At 73.2% G+C, this 23,337-nt stretch carries 23 protein-coding genes and 1 pseudogene; 13 read left to right on the forward strand and 11 right to left on the reverse strand.

Annotated elements, in window-relative coordinates; genetic code table 11:
- Window positions 1-23: 23 nt before the first annotated feature.
- A complete protein-coding gene (locus AB0E05_RS29510) occupies window positions 24-638 on the forward strand; it encodes a hypothetical protein (protein WP_361968987.1) in 615 nt (204 codons plus the stop codon).
- 38 nt (window positions 639-676) lie between these two features.
- Window positions 677-1,168 carry a hypothetical protein gene (locus tag AB0E05_RS29515; RefSeq protein WP_361968989.1) on the forward strand — a complete coding sequence of 164 codons (492 nt, stop codon included), beginning with the start codon at window positions 677-679 and terminating at the stop codon, window positions 1,166-1,168.
- Here AB0E05_RS29515 and AB0E05_RS29520 read toward each other — a convergent pair.
- Together AB0E05_RS29520 and AB0E05_RS29525 are read right to left on the reverse strand one after the other, a co-directional pair.
- Window positions 1,161-1,598 (reverse strand): DNA-binding protein, encoded by a 438-nt coding sequence (locus AB0E05_RS29520; RefSeq protein WP_361968991.1) that lies wholly within the window; start codon window positions 1,596-1,598, stop codon window positions 1,161-1,163. The two genes, AB0E05_RS29515 and AB0E05_RS29520, sit on opposite strands and share 8 nt — an antisense overlap.
- Before the next feature lie 58 nt (window positions 1,599-1,656).
- On the reverse strand, window positions 1,657-2,235 hold the full coding sequence (locus tag AB0E05_RS29525; RefSeq protein WP_361968993.1) for a TetR/AcrR family transcriptional regulator: 579 nt from the start codon (window positions 2,233-2,235) through the stop codon (window positions 1,657-1,659).
- Window positions 2,236-2,337: 102 nt separating this feature from the next.
- Here AB0E05_RS29525 and AB0E05_RS29530 point away from each other — a divergent pair, with 102 nt between their 5' ends.
- Complete coding sequence (locus AB0E05_RS29530; protein ID WP_361968995.1) at window positions 2,338-3,453, forward strand: agmatine deiminase family protein; 1,116 nt, start codon at window positions 2,338-2,340, stop codon at window positions 3,451-3,453.
- A 56-nt stretch (window positions 3,454-3,509) separates the two neighbouring features.
- Entirely contained in the window at window positions 3,510-4,388 is an 879-nt protein-coding gene (locus AB0E05_RS29535) for an SDR family oxidoreductase (protein ID WP_361968997.1), read from the forward strand.
- Window positions 4,389-4,417: 29 nt separating this feature from the next.
- On the opposite strand, the gene AB0E05_RS29540 is transcribed toward AB0E05_RS29535, so the two are convergent.
- From AB0E05_RS29540 to hutU, 5 genes are all read right to left on the reverse strand, one after another.
- A complete protein-coding gene (locus tag AB0E05_RS29540; protein ID WP_361968999.1) occupies window positions 4,418-5,077 on the reverse strand; it encodes an MSMEG_1061 family FMN-dependent PPOX-type flavoprotein in 660 nt (219 codons plus the stop codon).
- Between the two features lie 99 nt (window positions 5,078-5,176).
- Window positions 5,177-6,361 (reverse strand): imidazolonepropionase, encoded by a 1,185-nt coding sequence (gene hutI / locus AB0E05_RS29545; RefSeq protein WP_361969001.1) that lies wholly within the window; start codon window positions 6,359-6,361, stop codon window positions 5,177-5,179.
- Window positions 6,362-6,488: 127 nt separating this feature from the next.
- A complete protein-coding gene (locus tag AB0E05_RS29550; protein WP_361969003.1) occupies window positions 6,489-7,859 on the reverse strand; it encodes a formimidoylglutamate deiminase in 1,371 nt (456 codons plus the stop codon).
- Window positions 7,844-9,082 carry an allantoate amidohydrolase gene (locus AB0E05_RS29555; protein ID WP_361969101.1) on the reverse strand — a complete coding sequence of 413 codons (1,239 nt, stop codon included), beginning with the start codon at window positions 9,080-9,082 and terminating at the stop codon, window positions 7,844-7,846. The genes AB0E05_RS29550 and AB0E05_RS29555 overlap by 16 nt, the downstream gene beginning before the upstream one ends.
- 32 nt (window positions 9,083-9,114) lie before the next feature.
- Window positions 9,115-10,773 carry a urocanate hydratase gene (hutU, locus tag AB0E05_RS29560; RefSeq protein WP_361969005.1) on the reverse strand — a complete coding sequence of 553 codons (1,659 nt, stop codon included), beginning with the start codon at window positions 10,771-10,773 and terminating at the stop codon, window positions 9,115-9,117.
- A gap of 102 nt (window positions 10,774-10,875) precedes the next feature.
- Here hutU and AB0E05_RS29565 point away from each other — a divergent pair, with 102 nt between their 5' ends.
- On the forward strand, window positions 10,876-12,216 hold the full coding sequence (locus AB0E05_RS29565; RefSeq protein WP_361969007.1) for a diaminopimelate decarboxylase: 1,341 nt from the start codon (window positions 10,876-10,878) through the stop codon (window positions 12,214-12,216).
- A gap of 152 nt (window positions 12,217-12,368) precedes the next feature.
- A complete protein-coding gene (locus tag AB0E05_RS29570; protein ID WP_361969009.1) occupies window positions 12,369-12,809 on the forward strand; it encodes a roadblock/LC7 domain-containing protein in 441 nt (146 codons plus the stop codon).
- Here AB0E05_RS29570 and AB0E05_RS29575 read toward each other — a convergent pair.
- From AB0E05_RS29575 to AB0E05_RS29585, 3 genes and pseudogenes are all read right to left on the reverse strand, one after another.
- Complete coding sequence (locus AB0E05_RS29575; RefSeq protein WP_361969011.1) at window positions 12,751-13,311, reverse strand: hypothetical protein; 561 nt, start codon at window positions 13,309-13,311, stop codon at window positions 12,751-12,753. The two genes, AB0E05_RS29570 and AB0E05_RS29575, sit on opposite strands and share 59 nt — an antisense overlap.
- Before the next feature lie 113 nt (window positions 13,312-13,424).
- On the reverse strand, window positions 13,425-14,261 hold the full coding sequence (locus AB0E05_RS29580; RefSeq protein WP_361969013.1) for a MurR/RpiR family transcriptional regulator: 837 nt from the start codon (window positions 14,259-14,261) through the stop codon (window positions 13,425-13,427).
- Window positions 14,262-14,269: 8 nt separating this feature from the next.
- A pseudogene (locus tag AB0E05_RS29585) lies at window positions 14,270-14,527 on the reverse strand (histidine ammonia-lyase); the annotation flags it as partial.
- 299 nt (window positions 14,528-14,826) lie between these two features.
- On the opposite strand from AB0E05_RS29585, the gene AB0E05_RS29590 reads away from it, so the two are divergent.
- From AB0E05_RS29590 to AB0E05_RS29610, 5 genes are all read left to right on the forward strand, one after another.
- Window positions 14,827-15,984 (forward strand): ABC transporter ATP-binding protein, encoded by a 1,158-nt coding sequence (locus AB0E05_RS29590; protein ID WP_361969015.1) that lies wholly within the window; start codon window positions 14,827-14,829, stop codon window positions 15,982-15,984.
- Complete coding sequence (locus AB0E05_RS29595) at window positions 15,981-16,628, forward strand: ABC transporter permease (RefSeq protein WP_361969017.1); 648 nt, start codon at window positions 15,981-15,983, stop codon at window positions 16,626-16,628. Before AB0E05_RS29590 ends, AB0E05_RS29595 begins: the two co-directional genes overlap by 4 nt.
- Before the next feature lies 1 nt (window position 16,629).
- Complete coding sequence (locus AB0E05_RS29600) at window positions 16,630-17,313, forward strand: ABC transporter permease (RefSeq protein ID WP_361969019.1); 684 nt, start codon at window positions 16,630-16,632, stop codon at window positions 17,311-17,313.
- Window positions 17,310-18,260: an ABC transporter substrate-binding protein gene (locus tag AB0E05_RS29605; RefSeq protein WP_361969021.1), complete on the forward strand. Its 951-nt coding sequence runs from the start codon at window positions 17,310-17,312 to the stop codon at window positions 18,258-18,260. Before AB0E05_RS29600 ends, AB0E05_RS29605 begins: the two co-directional genes overlap by 4 nt.
- 124 nt (window positions 18,261-18,384) lie before the next feature.
- Window positions 18,385-18,813, forward strand: a complete 429-nt coding sequence (locus AB0E05_RS29610; protein ID WP_361969023.1) for a hypothetical protein — start codon at window positions 18,385-18,387, stop codon at window positions 18,811-18,813.
- A gap of 363 nt (window positions 18,814-19,176) precedes the next feature.
- On the opposite strand, the gene AB0E05_RS29615 is transcribed toward AB0E05_RS29610, so the two are convergent.
- Entirely contained in the window at window positions 19,177-20,577 is a 1,401-nt protein-coding gene (locus tag AB0E05_RS29615; RefSeq protein ID WP_361969025.1) for a cystathionine beta-synthase, read from the reverse strand.
- 150 nt (window positions 20,578-20,727) lie between these two features.
- On the opposite strand from AB0E05_RS29615, the gene AB0E05_RS29620 reads away from it, so the two are divergent.
- Together AB0E05_RS29620 and AB0E05_RS29625 are read left to right on the forward strand one after the other, a co-directional pair.
- Window positions 20,728-21,732 (forward strand): SGNH/GDSL hydrolase family protein, encoded by a 1,005-nt coding sequence (locus AB0E05_RS29620; protein WP_361969027.1) that lies wholly within the window; start codon window positions 20,728-20,730, stop codon window positions 21,730-21,732.
- A gap of 207 nt (window positions 21,733-21,939) precedes the next feature.
- Window positions 21,940-23,160 carry an acetyl-CoA C-acetyltransferase gene (locus AB0E05_RS29625; protein WP_361969029.1) on the forward strand — a complete coding sequence of 407 codons (1,221 nt, stop codon included), beginning with the start codon at window positions 21,940-21,942 and terminating at the stop codon, window positions 23,158-23,160.
- Window positions 23,161-23,337 lie beyond the last annotated feature (177 nt).

The following is a 23,337-nucleotide window of genomic DNA, read 5'->3' on the forward strand; positions in this document are numbered from 1 at the left end:
GCACGGTAAAGAAAGGCAAGCGCATGCCTTCGGAAACGAGTTCCGCACGAGCGGTCTTCGGACCCCTCGGCGGGATCGTGGAGATCGGGGCCGTCGTCGCGGCCGGGGCAACACGACCCCTCGCTGAAGTGTCGGTCGGTGAGTTCGTGGCTCAGCACCGGGACGAGATCAACTCCGTGCTGGAGGCGGTCCGGGACATCGGGGGCTACCACGCCGAGACGATGGCGATCGTCGACGAACTCGGTTGGCTGCGGGAGCACGAGATCACAGCGCCATCGCTACTGCTGTGGTCCGCCGTCATCGAGGCGTACTCGCCCGAGATCGAGCGCCCCGAGGCCGTACGGCGCATGGTGGACATGGGGGCCGACCTGCAACTATCGGAGTTCTTGCACGCTCTCGTCGGCGCAGCGGTGCAGCGGAGCGGGGCAGCGGAACAGCAGGTCGAGCGGATCGTGCGGGCGGTGGGGAGCGCGGGGCGGCTCGTGGGGCGGGAGCCGGGGGTCGCGGCACGGGACACCTTCCGCGCCTGGCGGGTCGCGCACCTTCCGGATGTGTTGCCTCCGTCTTCGCCGTCGCCCCCGGAGGTCAAGGCCGGTTTCCGTTCGTACGCCCACGCACTGGGGGGCCTGCTGCTGTGAACGAGCGGTGTGCCGCGTCGGCGCGGAGCTATCGGTACGTGGGGCCGATCGCCCTGAGGGCCGCGGTCCGGCCCGGTGGTGACGGTCGTCGGATCGGGTCGGCCGGTGACTTCGAGGGCTGGGTCGCCGAGCGGTCGGCGGCTGAACTCGTCGAGCCGTTCACCTTCGTGGTCCGCACGGACGGCGCGCTTCGGCTGGCGCCGCGGCGGAGTGAGCACGTGGCCTGTGCCAGCGGAGAGCCGGTGCTGAGCGCGGGCGAGATCGGCTTCGTCCGTGATGCGGACCGATGGGTCGTGGGGATCGTCAGCAACCAGTCGACCGGGTACTGCCCCGACGTCAGCTCCTGGCCTGCAGTCGCCCGTGCGCTGGATCTCCCAGGGCTCGGGCGACCGTCCGGCTTCACCCACGAGGTGGTGTTCCGGCGCTGTCCTGAGTGCGGGGAGCACAACATCGTGCGCGAGGGCCACTTCGTCTGCGTCTTCTGTGACAGCGACCTGCCTGCGGTGTGGAACGTGGACACCGCTACGTAGCAGACGGCTCCCCGTCCGGCGACGTCGTGCGGCTCGCGAGGCGTTCGAAGCGCTGGCGGGCCGCCTGGGGGGTGCCGAGGCCCAGGCCGAAGGCGATGTCCTGCCACGTCATGCCGCGGCCTCGGGCCATCTGGAGCAAGCCCGTTTCCAGTTCGTCCAGTTCGCCTCGGACGAGGGGGAGGAGGGTGAGGGCCGCGGTGATGTCCGCCTGGTCGACCTCTGGTTCGTTCTCGTCGCGTTGGGCCGCGCCGCTGAGGAGGAAGGAGACGAGGCGGACCGCCTCGTGCGGGGCGAGCAGCATGGGGTTGGTCTGGCGGTGGCGTTGGGCGTCGGTGGTCGCGTGGCGCTCGGCGATGCGGAAGAGGGACGCGGGGACGCGGTGCGCTCGCGCCTCGTCGGGGTGCGGTGGGGTGAAGGGGTCGTTGGACATGCCACGAGGATGGCGCCGCACACACCCTGATGTCAACGAAATATTTTAAACGAGCCGTTTAAACACGGTTTCCCAGCTCGCGGTCGATCGCCCCTCCCAGCAGCTCGCGAACGCGCTCAAGCGGCGCGATACCGGTCAGCCAGCGTTCACTCAGCGCCTCCGTCAGCGCCGTGAGGCGTTCCGCCGCGGACTCCGGCGTGACGTCGGGGGCCGCGAGGCCGGCCTCCTGGGCGCGGCGGATCAGGTGGGCGACGTCGTCCGACCAGTCCCGGGTCGCCGCGGCGAGCTGTTCGCCGAGGTCGGGGGCGAAGACCGCGCTGGCCCGGAGTTCGCCCCAGGCCGCGCTGTTCTCCCGTACCTCGGGGGTGTCCTGGAACTCCAGCAGCAGCATCTCGGTGAGCCGGGTGCGCGGGTCCGTCGTGGTGTCGAGGGCGGCGTCGGTGTAGCGGACGGCGCGCTTGTTGATGAACTCCAGGGTGTGCCGGAGCAGGCCGGAACGGTTCTTGAAGTGGTAGTAGATCAACGCGGTCGAGACCCCCGCCTCCGCGGCGACCTCCTCGACGCGCAGCCCGCGCACCCCGCGGCGGGCGATCAGCCGGGCGGCGGCTCGGAGGATCTGGGTGCCCCTGTCCGGCATCGACAACTCCTAGGAGGACGGTGAGTACGGCGAGGTCCTGAACCACGATGATGCCTTACTCTCGAACTGACTAAATTTTCAGTCAGGAGGAACGGGATGCCCATGTCCAGGCGTCGAACACTGCAAGCTGCGCTGGTCACCGCGGTCGGGACGGCCCTCGCGGCCTGCGGCCGGCCGGAGGGCGAGCGGGCCACACCCGTGGCCTCGGCCCGCGGCTGGCGCATGCCCGACGAGACCCATCCCCACGAGCTGACCTACATGGCCTGGCCCACTCGGCGCATCTGGGGCGCCGACACCTCCGGCGTGCGCAACGACATCGCCGGCATCGCCCGCGCCGTCGCCCGCTTCGAACCCGTGGTGCTGCTCGCCGACGGCCGGGACGCCAAGGCCGCCGCGAAGGCCTGCGGCACGGGGGTGGAGGTCCTGCCGGTCCCGGTGGACGACCTGTGGATGCGGGACACCGGGCCGAGCTTCGTCCTCGGGCCCGCAGGCACCGGGGGCATCGCCGGCGTCGACCTCAACTTCAACGGGTGGGGCGGCAAGCAGCCCCACACCCGGGACTCGCAGGTCGCCCGGGAGATCCTCGCCGACGCGGAGATCCGCCGGATCAAGGCGCCGATCGTCGGCGAGGGCGGGTCGATCGAGGTCGACGGGCAGGGCACGCTCATGGCGACCGAGAGCTCGTGGGTCAACGACAACCGCAACCCCGGCAGGTCCCGGGACGACATCGAGCGGGCCCTGAAGGACCTCTTCGGGGTCACCACCGTGATCTGGGTGAAGGGCGTCAAGGGACAGGACGTCACGGACTACCACATCGACGCCCTCGCACGGTTCTCCGAACCCGGGGTCGTGGTCATGAGCACACCCGACCCCGAAGCCCCCCGGGACGTCTGGACGGCCGCATACGACCAGGCCCGCGGCGTCCTGGACCGAGCGGTCGACGCGCGGGGCGAGCGGCTGGAGGTCGTCGAGCTGCCCGAGCCCGTCGACGTCGGCCGGCGCGGCTCCGACTTCCTCGCCAGCTACGTGAACTACTACGTGGTCAACGGCGGAGTCGTCCTGCCGCGCTTCGGCGACGCGCGGGCCGACCGGGACGCCGTCGCCGTCGTGCGCGACCTGTACCCGGGGCGGCAGGTCGTGCAGGTGTCGGTCGACACCCTCGGCGAGGGCGGCGGCGGCGTCCACTGCGCCACCCAGCAGCTCCCCAAGGAGCGGTGACCGCCGCAGTGGTCGACACTGGGCCGTGTCCGCCGTCGTACGAGGAGAGCCACCGCGTGGAACCTGCACCCGTACCCGTCATCGCCGTCACCGGAGCCACCGGCAAGCTCGGCGGACGCGTCGCCCGGCGGCTCGCCGCGCGCGGGGTGCGGACGCGGTTGGTGGGGCGGGACGCCGGAAGGCTGCCCCAGGTGGAGGGCGGGGAGCACGCGCAGGTCGCCGGGTACGGGGACGCGGACGCGATGCGGCGGGCCTGCGACGGGGTCGGGACGCTGTTCCTGGTGTCCGGGCACGAGGACCCCGGGCGGGTGCGGGAGCACCAGATCGCCGTCGACTCCGCGGTCGCCGCCGGCGTCGAGCGGGTGGTGTACGTGTCGTTCCTCGGCGCCTCGCCCGACGCGACGTTCACCTTCGCCCGCGACCACTGGTACACGGAGGAGTACGTCCGCGCCTCCTCGCTGCGCTACACCTTCCTGCGCGACAGCTTCTACCTCGGCGCGCTCGCCGCGATGGCCGGGGACGACGGGGTGCTCCGCGGGCCCGCCGGGCAGGGGCGGGTCTCCGCCGTGGCGCACGACGACGTCGCCGACGCGGCCGTGGGGGTGCTGCTCGGCGAGGGCCACGACAGCGCGACGTACGAGATCACCGGGCCCGCGGCGATCACGCTCACCGAGGCCGCGGAGGAGTTGTCGCGGTTCGCCGGGCGGACCGTCACCTACGTGGCGGAGAGCGAGGCGGAGGCGTACGACTCCCGCGCCTCGTTCGGGGCGCCGGAGTGGGAGGTGGCGGGGTGGGTGACCTCCTACCGGGCCATCGCGGCGGGCGAGATGGCCACCGTCTCGGACGCGGTGGTGCGCCTGGCCGGCCGGCCCGCACAGGGCTTCGCCGAGTACCTGCGGGAGCATCCGCGGGCGTACGCCCACCTGGCCCGCTGAGCGCGCACCCGGTCTCGCTGGTCGGCTCGTCACTCGTACCGGTACTTCAGCGAATCCGCCTCCCGCTGCTCGATGTCGGCGATCGTCAGCTCCGGCAGCCGCAGCTGGGCCAGCGTCACCTCGGCCGAGGTCGGCTGGGCGTCCGCCGGCAGCCACTGCTCCGGCTTCCAGGCACCGCTGCGCAGCAGCGACTTGGGGCAGTGCGGATAGACCTCCTCGATCCCCACCACCAGCGCGCTGGCCGGCGGCTTGCCCACGGGGGTGAGCTGCGCCAGCAGATCGGGGCGGGTGGAGACGCAGGCCCGGCCGTTCACCCTGAGCGTGGTGGTGCGGCCCGGGACGACGAACAACAGCCCGGCCCGTCCGGTGGCGACGACGTTCTTGAGGGTGTCCAGGCGCTTGTTGCCGGTCGCGTCCGGTATGGCCACCGTCCGGGCGTCGAGGACGGCGACGAAACCGGCGGGGCCGCCGCGCGGGGAGACGTCGCAGTTGCCCTCGGCGTCCGTGCTGGCGACCAGGACCAGCGACGAGCAGGCGATCAACCGCCGGGTCTGTTCGGTGAGTTCCGTCATCTGCTTGCGCACGGCCGCGGCGCCGGGGAGTTCGTAGACCTTGCGCAGTGCCTCCTGGTCGGGCACGGCGTCGACGAGGAGGGAGTCGAAGGTGCTGTGGGCAAGGGGAAGGGTCATGCCCCGACCCTAAGGGGCCGAACTGCGGTTGATCTCGGCCGGTGAGTGCGGCTCCGTCCTGAGGCGAACGGAAGCGCACGGGGCCTTCCGGTCACAGCACTAGGCGCCCAGCCGCACCCCGCGTCGCCACACCTCCCGTACCAGCGGGACCCCGGGGCGGTACGCCAGGTGGACGTGGCTCGGGGCGTCCAGCAGCGCGAGGTCCGCGCGGGCGCCGGGGGCCACCCGGCCGACGTCGCCGCGGCGCAGCGCCGCCGCCCCGCCCGCCGTCGCGGACCACACCGCCTCATCGGGCGTCATGCCCATGTCGCGGACCGCGAGCGCGATACAGAACGGCATGGAGGAGGTGAACGACGACCCCGGGTTGCAGTCCGTCGACAGCGCGACGGTCGCCCCCGCGTCCAGGAGTCGACGGGCGTTCGGCCAGGTCGCGCGGGTGGAGAACTCCGCGCCCGGCAGCAGCGTGGCGACCGTCGTGCCGGCCGCGTCCGCCAGCGCGGCCACGTCGCCGTCCGTGAGGTGGGTGCAGTGGTCGGCGCTCGCGGCGCCCAGTTCGACCGCGATCTGCACGCCGGGGCCGTGGCCCAGCTGGTTCGCGTGGACGCGCGGGACCAGGCCCTTCGCGATGCCCGCGGCGAGGACCGCGCGCGCCTGGTCCCCGTCGAAGGCGCCCTTCTCGCAGAAGACGTCGACCCAGCGGGCGTGCGGGGCGCAGGCGTCGAGCATCTCGCCGGTGACGAGGGCGACGTACCCGGCGGGGTCGTCCGCGTACTCGGGGGCGACGATGTGGGCGCCGAGGTAGGTCACCTCGTCCGTGTGACGCGCGGCGATGCGCAGCGCACGGGCTTCGTCCTCGGTGGTCAGGCCGTAGCCGGACTTGGTCTCGAAGGTCGTGGTGCCCTGGCGCAGCGCCTCGGCGAGGTAGCGGGTGAGGTTCGCCTCCAGGGCCTCGTCGCTGGCGGCCCGGGTCGCGGCGACGGTGGTGCGGATGCCGCCGGCGCGGTAGGGGCGGCCGGACATCCGGGCGTTGAACTCCTGGGTGCGGTCGCCGGCGAAGACGAGGTGGGAGTGGGAGTCGACGAAGCCGGGCAGCACCGCGCGGCCCCCGGCGTCGTAGCGCTCGTCCGCGGCGGGGGCTTCGGCCGCCGGGCCGACCCAGGCGACCTTGCCGCCGGCGAGGACGACCGCGGCTTCGGTCAGCAGACCGAGCGGGGACGCGTCCCCGAGGCCCGGCACGTTGGTGACCAGGGTGCCGATGTTGGTGATGAGGGTGGTGGTGGTCACCGTGCTGCCGCTCCTTGCGTTCCTGGTGCCGTCGGGCCTGCTGCTGTCGGACCTGTTGCCGTCGGGCCTGCTGCTGTCGGACCTGTTGCCGTCGGGCCTGCTGCCACGACGCGGGGGCTCCCGTACGTCACGACCGCACCGCGGCGATCGCCGCCGCCAACTCCGCCGCCACGTCCGGCAACCGTAGGTGCGTGCCGTCCCGGACGACGGGGCGACCCGCCACGACGACGTCCCGTACGTCCGCCGCAGTCCCGGCGAACACCACCGCCTCCGCCGCCAGCCGCGGGACGGGGCCCGCGGTGCGCACGGTGTCCAGGGCGACGGTGGTGAAGTCCGCGGGCGCGCCGGCCTCCAGGCGGCCCGCGTCCGGCCAGCCGAGCGCGGCGTGCCCGTCGGCGGTGGCGGCGCGCAGCAGTGCCGCGGCGGTGAAGTGGCCGCGGGTGCGGGTGCGCAGCCGCTCGTCCATCTCCATGGCCCGCGCCTCTTCCAGCAGGTCGACGACGGCGTGGCTGTCGCTGCCCAGGCTCAGCGGGGTGCCGGCCCGCTGGAGGTCGACGGCGCGGCCGATGCCGTCGGCGAGGTCGCGTTCGGTGGTGGGGCACATGCAGACGCCCGCGCCGGCCGCGCCCAGGGTGCGGACGTCCTCGTCGGTGAGGTGGGTGGCGTGCACGGCGGTGGTGGTGGGCTTCCAGAAGCCGTGCCGGGCGAGGAGCCCGGTGGGGGTGGTGCCGTGGACGGCGAGGCACGCCTCGTTCTCGGCGGGCTGTTCGGAGAGGTGGACGTGGACGGGGGCGCCGTCGGTGCGGGCGGCGAAGTCGGCGTAACCGTCGTCCTCGGCGAAGGCGCGGACGGAGTGCAGCGCGGCGCCGATCCGCACCCGGTCGTCGCGCTGCCACTCCCGCAGCCGGGTCCAGCGCTCGTACCAGGCGTCCGCCGAGCCGTCGCCGAAGCGGAGTTGGGGTCCTTCGAGGGGGTGGTGGCCTGCGGCGGTGAGGCCGCCGTGCAGATAGGCGGTGTCGAGGAGGGCGATGCGGACGCCGGCGTCGTCGGCGGCGGCGATCAGCGCTTCGCCCATGGCGTTGGGGTCGGCGTACGGGGTGCCGCCGGGGCCGTGGTGGAGGTAGTGGAACTCCCCCACCGCGGTGATGCCGGCCAGCGCCATCTCGGCGTACGCGGCGCGGGCGAGGGCGTGGTACGTGTCGGGGGTGAGCCGGGACGCGACGCCGTACATCACCTCGCGCCAGGTCCAGAAGGTGCCGGAGCCGACCTGGACGGTGCCGCGCAGCGCCCGGTGGAAGGCGTGCGAGTGGGCGTTCGCGAAGCCGGGGACGGTCAGGCCGCGCAGTCGTACGGCGCCGGGCGGCGGCGCGTCGAGACCGGTGCGCACGGCGGAGATCCGGCCGTCGGCGCCGACGTCGAGCGCGACGCCGGGTGTGACGTGCGGGTCGAGCCAGGCGTGTTCCGCCCAGTACGTGGTGGGTGTCAGCTGCTCCGGCATGCCAGGCCCTCCAGGACGTCGGCGAGGGCGCGGACCCCGGCGACGCAGTCGTCCTCGGCGGCGTGCTCGGCCGGGGAGTGCGAGACGCCGGTGGGGTTGCGGACGAAGAGCATCGCGGTGGGGACGGCGGCGGAGAGGATGCCGGCGTCGTGCCCGGCGCCGGTGCCGAGCACGGGCACGGATCCTGGGTCGGAGCCGGGGTCGGAGCCGGAGCCGGAGCCGGAGCCGCCGAGGATGCGGGCGATCTCGTCGCGCAGGGCGTGCGGGAAGTCGACGACGGGCGTGAACGACTCGCGTACGACGGCGAGTTCGACGCCGTCGCGGCCGGCGCGCTCCCGGGCCGCGGCCTCCACCGCGGTGACGACGGCGTCGAGGGTGCCCTGGTCGACGGCGCGGGAGTCCAGCCAGCCGCGGACCAGGGACGGGATCGCGTTGACGCCGTTGGGTTCGACGGCGACCTTGCCGAAGGTGGCGACGGCACCCGCGTCCTCGGCGGCGCGGCGGGCGGCGAGGACGGTCGCGGCGTACGTCAGCATCGGGTCGCGGCGGTCGGCGAGGCGGGTGGTGCCGGCGTGGTTGGCCTCGCCGGCGAAGTCGAACCGCCAGCGGCCGTGCGGCCAGATGGCGGAGGCGATGCCGACGGGGTGGTCGGTGAGGTCGAGGGCGCGCCCCTGCTCGATGTGCAGCTCGACGAACGCGCCGATGCGGGCGAGCCGTTCGGGATCGGCCCCGATGGCGTCCGGGTCGTACCCGGCGCGCTCCATGGCCTGCGGAAGGGTCACCCCGTCGGCGTCGACGAGCGCGTGCGCCTGCTCCCTGGTGAGCTGCCCCGCGGCGAGGCGGGAGCCGACGCAGGCGAGCCCGAAGCGGGCGCCCTCCTCGTCGCCGAAGTTGGCGATGGCGAGGGGTCGGGCGAACTCCGCTCCCCTGTCGCGGAGTTCGTCGAGCGCGGCGAAGGAGGACACGACGCCGAGGGGCCCGTCGAAGGCGCCCCCGTCGGGCACGGAGTCCAGATGCGACCCGGTGACGACGGCGTTCCCGGCGTCCGGGTCGCCGAGCCACGCCCACTGGTTCCCGTTGCGGTCGACCTCGTAGCGCAGCCCGCGGTCAGCGGCCTGCGTCCGGAACCAGTTGCGACAGTCGCCGTCGGCCCCGGTCCACGCGTACCGTCGGTACCCGCGGCTGCCGGGGTCGCGCCCGATGGGGGCGAGTTCGCGCCACATCTCGTGGAAGGACGCACCGCGTGCTGCGCCGCTCACGCTTCCTCCCGCATCGGGACGCGGACGCCCTGCTCCGCGGCGACCGCGTCCGCCGCGTCGTACCCCGCGTCCACGTGGCGGATGACGCCCATGCCCGGGTCGTTGGTGAGGACGCGGCGGACCTTTTCGGCCGCCAGGGGGGTGCCGTCGGCGACGGTGACCTGGCCCGCGTGGATCGAGCGGCCCATGCCGACGCCGCCGCCGTGGTGGATGGAGACCCAGGACGCGCCGGAGGCGACGTTCACCATCGCGTTCAGCAGCGGCCAGTCCGCGATCGCGTCGGAGCCGTCGAGCATCGCCTCGGTCTCGCGGTACGGGGAGGCGACCGATCCGCAGTCCAGGTGGTCGCGGCCGATCGCCAGGGGCGCGGCCAACTCTCCGCTCGCGACCATGTCGTTGAAGCGTTCCCCGGCGCGGTCGCGCTCGCCGTAGCCGAGCCAGCAGATGCGCGCCGGCAGGCCCTGGAAGTGGACGCGTTCGCCGGCGAGGCGGATCCAGCGGGCCAGGGACTCGTTCTCGGGGAAGAGGTCGAGGATCGCCCGGTCCGTCCTGGCGATGTCCGCGGGGTCGCCGGAGAGGGCGGCCCAGCGGAAGGGGCCCTTGCCCTCGCAGAAGAGGGGGCGGATGTACGCGGGGACGAAGCCGGGGAAGTCGAAGGCGCGGTCGTAGCCGGCGAGCTTCGCCTCGCCGCGGATGGAGTTGCCGTAGTCGAAGACCTCCGCGCCGGCGTCCTGGAAGCCGACCATCGCCTCGACGTGGCGGGCCATCGACTCGCGGGCGCGGGCGGTGAAGCCGGCGGGGTCCTTCGCCGCGTACGTCGCCATGTCGGCGAAGTCGACGCCGACCGGCAGGTACGCCAGCGGGTCGTGCGCGGAGGTCTGGTCGGTGACGACGTCGATGGGCGCGCCCTCGGCGAGCAGCCGCGGCAGCAGCTCGGCCGCGTTGCCCAGCAGGCCGACGGAGAGCGGGCGGCGGGCGTCGCGCGCCTCGGTCGCCAGCCGCAGCGCCTCCTCGACGGAGTCGGCGCGCACGTCCAGGTAGCGGTGCTCGATGCGGCGTTCGATGGCGCGCGGGTCGCAGTCAATGCAGATCACGACGCCGTCGTTCATGGTGACGGCCAGCGGCTGGGCGCCGCCCATGCCGCCGAGCCCGGCGGTGAGGGTGATCGTCCCGGCGAGGGTGCCGCCGAACTTCTTCGCGGCGACCGCGGCGAACGTCTCGTACGTGCCCTGGAGGATGCCCTGGGTGCCGATGTAGATCCAGGAGCCGGCCGTCATCTGGCCGTACATGGTGAGCCCGAGGGCCTCCAGGCGGCGGAACTCCTCCCAGGAGGCCCAGTCGCCGACCAGGTTGGAGTTGGCGATCAGGACGCGCGGGGCCCACTCGTGGGTGGTCATGACGCCGACGGGCCGGCCGGACTGGACGAGCATCGTCTCGTCGGCCTTGAGGGTCTTCAGGGTGCGCACCATCGCGTCGAAGGAGCGCCAGTCGCGGGCGGCCTTCCCGGTGCCGCCGTAGACGACGAGGCGGTCGGGGTGCTCGGCGACTTCGGGGTCCAGGTTGTTCTGGAGCATCCGCAGGGCTGCTTCCTGCTGCCATCCCAGGGCGCTCAGTTCCGTACCGCGCGGTGCCCGTACGGGGCGGGGTCCTGACATGGCGGCGCCTCCTCGCGACTCGACTTATTCACATCCTGATCCCATGAATAGAGCTAGTCAACAGGTCGCGCCGGAGCGGGGCCGGGTGGTTGGCTGACACACATGGCCTTCGAACACCTCGAACACGCTGGACACATTGAAGAAGCCGTCGTACGCCGTCGTGACGCGGCCGTGCGCGCCGCCGTCGAGCAGGGGCTGCTCAGCGAGGCGCACCCGGTCGTCGCGCTCCTGGACACCGCCGGGATCCGCGCCTCCGCGGCCCGGCTGCACGACGCGTTCGCCGCCGTCACCGACGCCCCCGTGCTGCACGCCTTCGCCGTGAAGGCGGCGCCCCTGGTGCCCGTGCTGGCGCTGCTGAACTCCGCGGGCATCGGCGCCGAGGTGGCGAGCCCCGGCGAGTTGGCGCTGGCGCGCGCCGCCGGCGTCCCGGCCGCGCGGACCGTGCTCGACTCCCCCGCGAAGACCCCCGGGGAGCTGCGCGAGGCCCTGGACGCGGGGATCGCGCTGAACGCCGACAACCCGCAGGAAGTGGCCCGCCTGGACGCCCTGGTGGCGGGACGCACCGCGCTGCCGCCGCTGGGCCTGCGGGTGAATCCGCAGATCGGCGCCGGCTCGATCGGCGCGCTGTCCACCGCGACCGCGACCTCCAAGTTCGGGGTGGCGCTGCGCGACGCGGGCGCGCGGGAGGCGGTCGTACGGATGTATCTGGACCGGCCGTGGCTGACCCGGCTGCACACCCACTCCGGCTCGCAGGGCGTCCCGCTGGCGCGGATGGTGGAGGGCGTGCGGGAGGTGTACGCGCTGGCCGAGGAGATCAACGCGGCGGCCGGCCGCCAGCAGGTCGACACCGTCGACATCGGCGGCGGACTGCCGGTGAACTTCGCCTCCGACGAGGAGGAGCCGACGCACGCCGAGTACGCCCGACTGCTGAAGGACGCGGTGCCGGGGCTGCTGGACGGACGGTACGGCCTGGTCACCGAGTTCGGGCGGTCCCTGGTCGCCAAGCACGGCACGGTGCTGACCCGGGTGGAGTACGCGAAGGTGTCCGGCGCCCGCCCCATCGCGATCACCCACGCCGGCGTCCAGGTGGCGACCCGTACGGTCTACGCGCCCGCGTCCTGGCCGCTGCGGATCGCGGCGTACGACGGCGAAGGACGGCCGAAGACGGGCGCGCCCGTGGTGCAGGACGTGGCCGGGCCCGCCTGCTTCGCGGGCGACCTGCTGGCCGAGGGGCGCGCCCTGCCGCCGCTGGAGCAGGGCGACGTGGCCGCGGCGCTGGACACCGGCGCGTACTACTTCTCGAACCACTACGGGTACAACAGCCTGCCGCGTCCGGCGGTGTACGGCTACGAGGGCGGCTCGTTCGCGCTCGTACGGGAGGCGCAGAGCACCGCGGAGATCGTGGCGGAGTCGGGCGGTGCGCAGGTGAACGCCCTGTTGTAGCGGGGTCGCGGGCCCGGGAGCTTGGTGCGGGCGGCGCCGCGGGGTGCGAACTGTACCGGGCCGGGGGCATGTTCCGATGGAAAATGCCCCAACGCTCGGCCAGGGCAGCGACGTTGCGTAACCTCCTGGACACCGCCAGGGAGGAGAGGTCGATGCCGGCCGAGGAGGACGTGCTCGCCGAACTGAAGGGGCTGAGGCTGCGCCTGCCGCAGCTCACCGGTGCGCTGGCGGCGAGCACGGACGGGCTGGTGCTCGGCTCGGACGTCGGCGACCCCGAGTGCGCCGCCGCGCTGGCGGTCGTCGCGCTCGGCGTCTGCGTGCGGCTGAGCGAGGCGACCGGTCTCGGCCGGTTCCAGGACGTGCTGGTGCGCGGCGAGCGGGGTTACGTCGCCACGTACGCGGTGGGCCCGTCCGCGGCCCTCGCCCTGACCGCGGGTCCGCGGGTGGACGTCGACCGGCTCCACCGGGAGGCCCGCGCCTCGTGCGTCCGACTGGCGAAGCTGGTCGACGGCGCCGCCCTGCAGCCCGACGGAGTCAGCGGCGCCGGGCGCCGCCGGGCGCGGCGTCCCCGGCCGCGACACCCGTGGTCCTGAACCCCTTGACCGCCTTGCCGACGGGCCCGCCGGACAGCCAGTCGGTCCGCAGCCACAGCAGGAACTCGCCGTCCCGCTCCAACCGCCCGAGCCGTAGCGCCTTCAGCCACAGGCCCGCGCCGACGCCGGCGATCAGCAGCCCGACCGTGCCGGGCAGGGCGAAGGAGCTGACGACGGCGACGACGAAGGCGGCAAGGAACCACCAGCGCAGGGCGCGCCGGCGGATCCGCAGGGTCACCCTGCGGTCCTGGAGGATGTCGCCGCGCCCGGCCCGGGTCGCCGCCTCCGCGAAGTGGGCGTAGCGCTGCCGCCGGGCGACCGCGGTCACGGCCAGCGCCACGATGAACAGCGCGGCCCCGGCGAGCAGTCCGATCCGACGGCCCGTGAGCCCCGGCACCAGCGCGCCGACCGCGGCGCCGAAGAGCCCGAGCCACCACAGGGGCACGGCCCCTGCCCGTACGACCACCGCCACCCTCGCCAACGACTGAGCCCCGCGCCCCACGCCCGTACCCCTTCCTCGCTGAGATGTCCGTCCGGCGGAGGTTAGCGACGTTTTCTGAGGGCCGCCTGAGAAATCGGCCGGCCGACGTCACTCGGCCGACGGGCATCGCCGAATCACTCGACGAAGAGGCCGCGCGCCGCCGCCTTGGTGTCGAACTCCTCCAGGCGCGCCTGCGCCTCGGGGAGTTCGTCGCACATCGCCTCCAGCAGCACCCGCCCCAGCAGCATCGGCGCGCAGGCCGTGTCGAAGGAGAGCCCGGTGCCCACGGCCGCCGGGAGCAGCAGGTCGCTGTGGCCGGCGACGGGGGCGAAGGCGGAGTCCGCGACGGTGACGACGGTCAGCCCGGCGTCCTGCGCGTACGCGAGGGCGGCCACCACCTCGCGGGGGTGGCGGGGCAGGGCGAAGCAGAGCAGGGCGGTGGCGCCGGCGTGCCGGGCGTCGTCGATGCGGTCGGCGAGCAGGGTGCCGCCCTCGTCCAGCAGCCGGACGTCGGGGTGGACCTTGCCCGCGAAGTACGCGAAGCCGCGGGCCTGCGCCGCGGCGGCGCGCAGTCCGAGGACGGGCAGCGGGCGGGAGGCGGCGAGCAGGGTGCCCGCGCGGAGCACCGGCGCCGGGTCGGCGAGCAGGTCGGAGAGGTGGCGCAGGTTGTCGATCTCGGCCCGGACGGCCTGCTGGTACTCGTTGAGGGCGTCCTCGACCGGTACGGAGCCGGGGGGCACGACCTCCCGCAGGTGCTTGCGCAGCGCGGGGTAGCCGTCGAAGCCGAGGGCGACGGCGAAGCGGGTGACGGAGGGCTGGCTGACGCCGGCGACCTCGGCCAGCTCGACGCTGGACAGGAACGGCACGTCGGCGGCGCGGCGCACCATGCTGTGGGCGATGCGCCGCTGGGTGGGGGTGAGCCGGTGCCCCTCGAAGAGCTGTTGCAGCCGCGCGGCGGGGCTGTCTGTCATGCCGTAGGTCACCTGTTCTCGTCGTGGCGGTCTGACCCGGCCCCGGGGCCGGTGGGCGCTTGCGTCGCGGGCCCGGCGATCCCTGCGAGGTCGTCGAGCAGCTTCGCCGCCGCAGTCACATCTTCGGTCAGCGCGCGGTCCGCCGGGTCCGCCTCCAGCGCGCCGGCCGCCAGCGCGAAGGCCCGGCCGACCGGCAGCCCGGGGGCGGGCCGCAGGTCGCGCAGGCGCAGCGCCCGGACCGCGGCGACCAGCTCGCAGCCGACGACGTCGGAGATGCCGCAGGCAGCGGATGCGTGCGTCGGAGTGGGTGCGGGCGGCGCGGGATTGGGTACGGGAGTTGCCGGGTCGGGTGCTTGAGGCGCGGGAGTCGCGGGCTCCGTCGTGCCGGCTGCACGACGCGACCTGTCCGCCAACCGAGACGACATCGCTGCGAAATCCTCCCTCTTCAGACAGTCGGTCTCGCCGTTCGGGCATCCAGTGCGAGCGATCGATGCCGGGACATCGACAAATTATTCAGCCACGCAGAACTCTGCATGACCATATGCAGCCGGGCAAGGGACGACTGATGATCGAATTCCGAGCAGTGCACAAGCGCTTCCCCAACGGCACCACGGCGGTTCGCGACCTCACCCTGGACGTGCCGGAGGGAGGGATCACGGTCCTGGTCGGCTCCTCCGGCTGCGGCAAGACCACCACCCTGCGCATGGTGAACCGGCTGGTCGAGCCCACCTCCGGCACCATCCGCGTCGGCGGCGAGGACGTCCTCACCCAGGACGCGGCCCTGCTGCGGCGCTCCATCGGCTACGTCATCCAGCAGTCCGGCCTCTTCCCGCACCGCACGGTCCTCGACAACGTCGCGACCGTGCCGCTGCTGCTCGGCTGGGGCCGGCGCAAGGCGCGGGCGCGCGCCGCCGAACTCCTCGGCACCGTGGGCCTGGCGCCGGAGGCGGCCAAGCGCTATCCGCACCAGCTCTCCGGCGGTCAGCAACAGCGCGTCGGCGTCGCCCGGGCGCTGGCCGCGGACCCGCCCGTCCTCCTGATGGACGAGCCGTTCGGCGCGGTCGACCCCGTGGTGCGCACCCAGCTCCAGGACGAGCTGCTCCGACTCCAGAAGGAGTTGGCCAAGACGATCGTCTTCGTCACCCACGACATCGACGAGGCCGTACGGCTGGGCGATCGGATCGCCGTCTTCCGCACCGGCGGCGAACTGGTGCAGTACGCGCCCCCGGCGCAGCTCCTGGCCCGCCCCGCGGACCCGTTCGTCGCCGACTTCCTCGGCGCGGAGCGCGGCCTCAAGCTGCTGTCGCTGATCGCGCTGGCGGACGTGGCGAGCGGACCGGTGCCCGAAGGCGGTCGCTGGGAGCTGGTCCTCGGCCCCGGGCGCACGCCGGTGGGCTGGCGCGACCGCGACGCGCCCGAGGACGCCGCGCTGCGTCCCGTACGACCGCTGCGCGACACGGACTCCCTGCTCTCCGCGCTGAACGAGTCCGTCGCCTCGCCCTGCGGGCTGGTCGCCCGGGTGGACGCGGCCGGTGCGCTGACCGGGGTCACCTCGCGCGACGAGATCCACGCACGGGCGGGCGAGGCGCACACCACCGCGGCCCGCGCCCCGGATCCGGCCGTCCCCGCCGCCGTACCGCCCGCACGGACTGACCGATGCGACAGCAGTGACGGCGCGACGGGGGCCGCCGAGCCCACCGCCCCGCGGGGCGGCACCCGGTGACCGTCGACTGGGACTGGATCGGCGACCACGCCGCCGAGCTGACCGAACTGAGCGTGGACCACCTCCAGGCGGCGCTCACCGCCGTCGCCCTGGGCCTGCTGATCTCCCTGCCGCTCGCCGTGCTCGCCCACCGCGTACGACTGCTGCGCGGCGTCCTGCTGGGCCTCGCGAACGTCCTCTTCACCATCCCCTCGATCGCGATCTTCGTGCTGCTGCTGCCGGTGTCGGGGCTGACCCGCACCACCACCGTCGTCGGTCTGACCGTCTACACGCTGGTCGTCCTGTTGCGGAACACGGTCGAGGGCCTGGACGCCGTGCCCCCGAAGGCGAAGGAGGCCGCGCGCGCCATGGGCACCCGACCGCTGCGGACCCTGCTCACGGTCGAACTGCCGCTCGCCCTGCCGGTGATCATGGCCGGGGTGCGGATCGCCACCGTCATGTCGATCTCGCTGGTCAGCGTCGCCACGTACATCGGCGACGGCGGCCTCGGGCAACTCTTCACGGACGGCTTCCAACGCGACTTCCCGACGCCCGTGGTCGCCGGGGTGGCCCTGACCCTGCTGCTCGCGCTGGTCGCGGACGCGCTGTTGGTGGCCGTGCAGTACGTGCTCACCCCCTGGAACCGGAAGGGCGGGAGGGCCTGACATGGGTGAACTCCTCAAGGACCTGGGCTCCTGGCTGACCAGCGGCGACCAGTGGTCCGGCGTCGACGGCATCGCGAACCGGCTCGCCGAGCACCTGGAGTACTCGCTGATCGCGACCGTGATCGCCGCGGTCATCGCCCTGCCGATCGGGCTGCTGATCGGCCACACAGGCCGCGGCGCGTTCCTCGCGATCAACCTCTCCTCCTTCGGGCGGGCGCTGCCGACCGTCGGGCTGATCGTGCTCGTGTTCCTCGCCAGCGGGCTGTCCATGACCCCGGTGTACGTCTCGCTGGTCGCGCTCGCCGTCCCGTCGATCGTCACCAACACCTACGCCGGGATGCGCGCCGTCGACCCGGAGGTCCGCGACGCCGCCCGCGGCCAGGGCATGCGCGCCCACCAGGTGCTGCTGCGGGTGGAAGTCCCACTCGCGGCGCCGCTGATCATGACCGGGCTGCGGCTGGCGCTGATCCAGGTGGTGGCGACCGCCACCATCGCCGCGTACGTCAGCTTCGGCGGGCTCGGCCGGTACGTCTTCGACGGGCTCGCGCAGCGCGACCTGGTGCAGGTGCTCGGCGGCGCGGTGCTCGTCGCGGCCGTCGCCCTGGTGCTCGACCTCGCCCTCGCCGGCGTCCAACGCGCCCTCTTCGCCCCTCCCAAGGACTCAAGGACGGACCACACCCCATGACGAGGAACCCCACCATCCACCGCCGCGCCCTGCTGGGCGGGCTGCTCGCCGTCGCGTCCGTCCCCGCCCTGGCCGCGTGCAGCGGCGGCATCACCTCCCTCGAAGGCGAGGGCGGCGACCTGTCCGGCGGCGGGTCCAGCAAGGACGGCATCACCATCGGCACCGCCAACTTCACCGAGAACCAGATCCTCGGCCATCTGTACGCCGCGGTCCTGGAGGAGGCGGGGGTGAAGGTGCGGGTCCGTCCGAACATCGGCAGCCGCGAGATCCTCTTCCCCGCGGTGCGCGGCGGCGACATCGACCTGCTGCCCGAGTACCAGGGCGCCCTGCTGCACCACCTGGACGCGAAGTCCCGGGCGACGGAGGAGGGCGAGATGCAGAACAGGATCGCGATGGCGCTGCCGACCGGGCTCCAGGTGCTGCCGTACGGCCTCGCGGAGAACTCCGACGCCTTCGCCGTCACCCGGGAGACCGCGCGGGAGTACGGCCTCTCCTCGCTCGCCGACCTCGCCAGGCACAACGGCAAGCTGACGATCGGGGCGCTGCCCGAGGTCAAGACCCGGGTCGTCGGGGTGGTCGGGCTGAGGGAGGTGTACGGCGTGGAGTTCAAGGAGTTCACGTCGCTGGACTCCTCCGGACCGCTGGTGAAGAGCGCGCTGAGGAAGGGCGACGTGGACGTGGCGAACCTCTTCACCACGGACGTCGACATCAAGGAGGAGGGGTGGGTGGTGCTCAGCGATCCGAAGAACCTCATCCCCGGCCAGCGCGTCGTCCCGCTGATCGCCGACCGCAAGGCGGACTCCCGGGTCCGCAGGGCGCTGGCCGCGCTCGGGGCGGCCCTGACGACGGAGGACCTGACGGAGCTGAACCGCCAGGTCGACAAGGACAAGAAGGACGCGGAGGACGCCGCGGACGACTGGGCGCGGAAGGCGGGCCTCATCGCGTAGCGGCGGGGCTGCGGCTAGGTCGCTTCCTTGGCAGGCGCGGTGGCGGCTTCCGGACACTCCCTAGGGGAAAGACGGGGGCTACCCCCACTGACGCGCGGTCGCCGGGGCCGTAGCGTACGGAAGCATGGAAGCCCGCGATCCTGAGCTCAGGAAAGAACTCAACGCCACGCTCAACGCCCGCCGCGACCTAGGCGAGGAGTACGAGTCGGCGCTGGTCGACTCGTTCCTGGAGAAGGTCGAGCAGCGCGTGGACGGTGCGGTGGACCGACGGGTGCGCCGTCAGATGGCCGAGCAGCAGATGGTGGTCGCCCGCGGGGCCAGGCCGCCCCAGTTGCCCGTCGACGCCAGCTTCGGCGAGCGGTTCGGCTTCGGGATCATCTCGATCATCCTCGCCGTGCCCCTCACCGCGATCGGCGTGGTCAACGCCGGGCTGAAGGGCCTGATCGTGACCTGGATCGGCATCGTCGGGGTGAACGCGGTGCACGCCGCCCGCGGCTGGCCGTGGCTGGGCCGGGAGCGCAACCGCGAGGAGAAGTCCGACTGGACGGACTGACGGGGCGACGCACGACCGGGTGCGCGCCACGGCGCGATCCCGCGGGGAGACGACGCGGGGGCCGCCGCACACCTTCGGCCGCCGGCCGGAGGTCGGGACGGCGACGGTCCCCGCGTGGGACGCGACCGCGGCCCGGTGAGGGCCGGGCACCGCCGCGTCCGGGCGCCGTCGGGACCGGGAGCCGCTCCGAAGCCCGTGACGCCGGTGTGGTGCCGGTCGAAGCGCCCGCTGCGTGAGGCGCCCCGCCGACGACCACCACTGTTCCCGCTCCGTGTTAAGCCCGTGCTGCGGCGATGTGAAAACTGCCGGTCGGTCGGGCCGTCGCGGCGGTCCGACCGACCGGCAGCCCGCTCGTCCGTCGTGCTACTTCGCGCTGCCCGCGAGGAAGGACAGCAGGTCCTGCCGGCTGATGACCCCCGTCGGCTTCCCCTCCACCAGCACGATCGCCGCGTCCGCCGCGCTCTGCGCCGCACCGAGCACCGCCATCAGCTCGGACACCGGCTCCCCCGAGCCGACCTGCGGCAGCGGCGGGCTCATGTGCTTCTCCAGCGGGTCGGCGAGCACCGCGGCCCCGGCGTAGAGGGCGCCCAGCAGCTCCCGCTCCACCACCGAGCCGATGACCTCCGCGGCCATCACGTCCGGGTGGCCGGCGCCCGGCTTCACGATGGGCATCTGCGACACCCCGTACTCCCGCAGCACCTCGATCGCCTCGCCGACGGTCTCCTCCGGGTGCATGTGCACCAGGCTGGGGAGGGCGCCGCCCTCCTTGTGGCGCAGCACGTCGCCGACGGACGCCGACGGGCCGGCCTCCTCCAGGAAGCCGTAGTCCGCCATCCACTCGTCGTTGAAGATCTTGGAGAGGTAGCCGCGTCCGCTGTCCGGCAGCAGCACGACGACCACGTCGTCCGGCCCGAGCCGCTCCGCGACGCGCAGCGCGGCGACGACCGCCATGCCGCAGGAACCGCCGACGAGCAGCCCCTCCTCCTTCGCGAGGCGCCGGGTCATCTGGAAGGAGTCCTTGTCGGAGACGGCGACGATCTCGTCCGTCACCGTCCGGTCGTACGCGGTGGGCCAGAAGTCCTCGCCGACGCCCTCGACCAGGTACGGCCGGCCGGAGCCGCCGCTGTAGACCGAGCCCTCGGGGTCCGCGCCCACGATTCTGACCCCGCCGTCGCTGACCTCCTTGAGGTAGCGCCCGGTGCCGGAGATGGTGCCGCCGGTGCCCACCCCGGCGACGAAGTGGGTGATCTTGCCGTCCGTCTGCTCCCACAGCTCGGGGCCGGTGGACTCGTAGTGCGAACGGGGGTTGCTCGGGTTGGAGTACTGGTCCGGCTTCCACGCCCCCGGGGTCTCCTGCACGAGCCGGTCGGAGACGTTGTAGTACGAGTCCGGGTGCTCGGGGTCGACGGCGGTGGGGCAGACGACGACCTCGGCGCCGTACGCCCGCAGTACGTTGATCTTGTCCGTGGACACCTTGTCCGGGCAGACGAAGATGCACTTGTAGCCCTTTTGCTGGGCCACGATCGCCAAGCCCACGCCGGTGTTCCCGCTGGTGGGCTCCACGATGGTGCCACCGGGCTGGAGGGCGCCGCTCTCCTCCGCCGCCTCGATCATGCGCAGGGCGATGCGGTCCTTGACCGAGCCGCCGGGGTTGAAGTACTCGACCTTGGCCAGGACGGTCGCCTGGATGCCCGCGGTCACGCTGTTCAGCTTCACCAGCGGCGTGTTGCCGACAAGACTGATCATCGAGTTGTGGAAGCGCACAATTGTTCTCCGGGATCTGGCGTTGAACCGATTGCGTTGAACCGATTGAGGGTGCGCTCCAGCGTATGCGGAGGTGACCGTGATTGGGCGGTGGCGGTTACCGGGCAGTTAGCTCTTGACGACAGGAGGTGGCGGGTGTCGGGAGCGAGAGTGGCGCGACGCATCGCTGCGGGCGCGGCCTACGGAGGCGGCGGCATCGGCCTGGTCGGCGTGGCTGCCGTGGGGCTGCTGCTCGCCGAGGTCCAGCTGGCGAAGAGGTCGGTGGGCGGCGGCCTGGCGCCGCTGCCCCCGCGGGGCGACGGGCTGTACGGGCTGGCGTTCGGCCGCACGCAGCCGCTGTTCCTCGGCGTGCTCGGCGATTCGACGGCGGCCGGCCAGGGGGTGCGGCGCGCGGGCCAGACGCCGGCGGCGCTGCTGGCCTCCGGCCTGGCGGCGGTGGCCGAGCGCCCCGTCGACGTGGTGAACGTGGCGCTGCCGGGCGCCCGCTCGGACGACCTGGAGCGGCAGGTGACGCTGCTGCTGTCGGACACGTCCCGACTGCCGGACGTCTGCGTGATCATGATCGGTGCGAACGACGTCACGCACCGGATGCCGCCGACGGAGTCGGTGCGGCACCTGTCGTCGGCGGTGCGCCGGCTGCGTACGGCCGGGGCGGAGGTCGTCGTCGGCACCTGCCCCGACCTGGGCACGATCGAGCCGGTGTACCAGCCGCTGCGGTGGCTGGCCCGCCGGGTCTCCCGGCAGCTCGCCGCGGCCCAGACGATCGTCACCGTGGAGCAGGGCGGACGCACGGTCTCGCTGGGCGACCTGCTGGGCCCCGAGTTCGCGGCGAACCCCCGCGAGATGTTCTCGGTGGACAACTACCACCCGTCGGCGGAGGGGTACGCGACCGCGTCCATGGCGCTCCTGCCCACGCTGTGCGCGGCGCTCGGCCTGTGGCCGGAGGCGGACCGGCTGGACGCCGCGCGGGACGAGGACGTGCTCCCGGTGGCCCAGGCGGCGGCCACGGCCGTACGGGAAGCGGGCACGGAGGTCACGGCGGCGCGCGCCCCGTGGGCCCTGCTCAAGCACCGGCGCCGGCGCCGGATCCGCGCGGAGCACCTCGAAGACCACCCGCCCCGGGGCACGGCCCCGGCCGTGACGGAACGCCCCTGACCGCGACCTGCCCACCACCGGGCCGCGGACGCCAACACCGCCGCACTTCCACGGCGCCACCGCACCCCCCGAGAAACCGTCGCCCTCCTGCGCAACTCTGAGCGCGCGCTTAGAATTGAGGTGACCATCACACCCCGACGCCCGTGACCCCGCACCTACCTGACGGTAGCTTCCATCGAGTCCTCCCCCTCCCTCCCTGGAGCCGTGATGCCCGAAGCCGTCATCGTTTCCGCCGCCCGCAGCCCCATCGGCCGGGCCTTCAAGGGCTCCCTGAAGGGCCTGCGCGCCGACGACCTCACCGCGACGATCGTCCAGGCCGCGCTGGCGAAGGTGCCGGAGCTGGACCCGCGCGACATCGACGACCTGATGCTGGGGTGCGGGCTGCCCGGCGGGGAGCAGGGGCACAACCTGGGGCGGATCGTCGCCGTCCAGATGGGGATGGACCACCTCCCCGGCTGCACCGTCACGCGCTACTGTTCGTCGTCGCTCCAGACCTCCCGGATGGCGCTGCACGCGATCAGGGCCGGCGAGGGCGACGTCTTCGTCTCGGCCGGCGTCGAGATGGTCTCCCGCTTCGAGAAGGGCTCGTCCGACGGGCTGCCCGACACCAAGAACCCGCTCTTCGACGAGGCGCAGGCGCGCACGGCCAGGACGGCGGAGGGCGGCGTCGACGCGTGGCACGACCCGCGCGAGGACGGCCTGCTGCCCGACGCGTACATCGCGATGGGGCAGACCGCGGAGAACCTGGCCCGGCTCAAGGGCGTCACCCGCCGGGACATGGACGAGTTCGGCGTACGGTCCCAGAACCTCGCCGAGGCGGCCGTCGCCAACGGCTTCTGGGAGCGCGAGATCACCCCGGTGACCACCCCGGACGGCACGGTCGTCAGCAAGGACGACGGCCCGCGGGCGGGCGTGACGCTGGAGGGCGTCGAGGGGCTGAAGCCGGTGTTCCGCCCGGACGGCCTGATCACCGCGGGCAACTGCTGCCCGCTGAACGACGGCGCCGCCGCACTGGTGATCATGAGCGACACCAAGGCACGGGAGCTGGGCGTCACCCCGCTCGCCCGGATCGTGTCCACGGGCGTCTCGGCGCTCTCCCCCGAGATCATGGGGTACGGCCCGGTGGAGGCGTCGCAGCAGGCGCTGTCCCGCGCGGGGCTGACGATCGACGACATCGACCTGGTGGAGATCAACGAGGCGTTCGCCGCGCAGGTGATCCCCTCGTACCGGGACCTCGGCGTCGACCTCGACAAGCTGAACGTCAACGGCGGGGCGATCGCGGTGGGCCACCCGTACGGCATGACCGGCGCGCGGATCACGGGCACGCTGATCAACGGGCTCCAGTTCCACGACAAGCAGTTCGGCCTGGAGACGATGTGCGTGGGTGGCGGCCAGGGCATGGCGATGGTGATCGAGCGGCTGAGCTAGCGTTCGGACCTCCGGGTCCGGGTTCCCCGGAGAAAAACCGGAGAAAAAGGGGACCCGAATTCGAAGAATCGTTTCCGCAGGTCAGCGGTCCACCCGGGTCAGCCCTAGGCCAAAAGTCCTGTCCACTTCGTGACGTAATGCACTGACAGCAGGGGCAGCCTCATCGCAAGCTGAGGT

It is taken from the genome of Streptomyces sp. NPDC048057 (genome assembly GCF_040653095.1).
Lineage (GTDB): Bacteria > Actinomycetota > Actinomycetes > Streptomycetales > Streptomycetaceae > Streptomyces.

What these genes read in the sequence shown, in the direction of transcription:
- AB0E05_RS29580 (WP_361969013.1), bottom strand. Translation starts at nt 14,261, where the DNA reads ATGACAGACAGCCCCGCCGCGCGGCTGCAACAGCTCTTCGAGGGGCAC.
- AB0E05_RS29520 (WP_361968991.1), bottom strand. Translation starts at nt 1,598, where the DNA reads ATGTCCAACGACCCCTTCACCCCACCGCACCCCGACGAGGCGCGAGCG.
- AB0E05_RS29550 (WP_361969003.1), bottom strand. Translation starts at nt 7,859, where the DNA reads ATGCCGGAGCAGCTGACACCCACCACGTACTGGGCGGAACACGCCTGG.
- AB0E05_RS29605 (WP_361969021.1), top strand. Translation starts at nt 17,310, where the DNA reads ATGACGAGGAACCCCACCATCCACCGCCGCGCCCTGCTGGGCGGGCTG.
- AB0E05_RS29565 (WP_361969007.1), top strand. Translation starts at nt 10,876, where the DNA reads ATGGCCTTCGAACACCTCGAACACGCTGGACACATTGAAGAAGCCGTC.
- AB0E05_RS29610 (WP_361969023.1), top strand. Translation starts at nt 18,385, where the DNA reads ATGGAAGCCCGCGATCCTGAGCTCAGGAAAGAACTCAACGCCACGCTC.
- AB0E05_RS29590 (WP_361969015.1), top strand. Translation starts at nt 14,827, where the DNA reads ATGATCGAATTCCGAGCAGTGCACAAGCGCTTCCCCAACGGCACCACG.
- AB0E05_RS29540 (WP_361968999.1), bottom strand. Translation starts at nt 5,077, where the DNA reads ATGACCCTTCCCCTTGCCCACAGCACCTTCGACTCCCTCCTCGTCGAC.
- AB0E05_RS29510 (WP_361968987.1), top strand. Translation starts at nt 24, where the DNA reads ATGCCTTCGGAAACGAGTTCCGCACGAGCGGTCTTCGGACCCCTCGGC.
- AB0E05_RS29625 (WP_361969029.1), top strand. Translation starts at nt 21,940, where the DNA reads ATGCCCGAAGCCGTCATCGTTTCCGCCGCCCGCAGCCCCATCGGCCGG.
- AB0E05_RS29530 (WP_361968995.1), top strand. Translation starts at nt 2,338, where the DNA reads ATGTCCAGGCGTCGAACACTGCAAGCTGCGCTGGTCACCGCGGTCGGG.
- AB0E05_RS29525 (WP_361968993.1), bottom strand. Translation starts at nt 2,235, where the DNA reads ATGCCGGACAGGGGCACCCAGATCCTCCGAGCCGCCGCCCGGCTGATC.
- hutU (WP_361969005.1), bottom strand. Translation starts at nt 10,773, where the DNA reads ATGTCAGGACCCCGCCCCGTACGGGCACCGCGCGGTACGGAACTGAGC.
- AB0E05_RS29555 (WP_361969101.1), bottom strand. Translation starts at nt 9,082, where the DNA reads ATGTGGCGCGAACTCGCCCCCATCGGGCGCGACCCCGGCAGCCGCGGG.
- AB0E05_RS29570 (WP_361969009.1), top strand. Translation starts at nt 12,369, where the DNA reads ATGCCGGCCGAGGAGGACGTGCTCGCCGAACTGAAGGGGCTGAGGCTG.
- AB0E05_RS29600 (WP_361969019.1), top strand. Translation starts at nt 16,630, where the DNA reads ATGGGTGAACTCCTCAAGGACCTGGGCTCCTGGCTGACCAGCGGCGAC.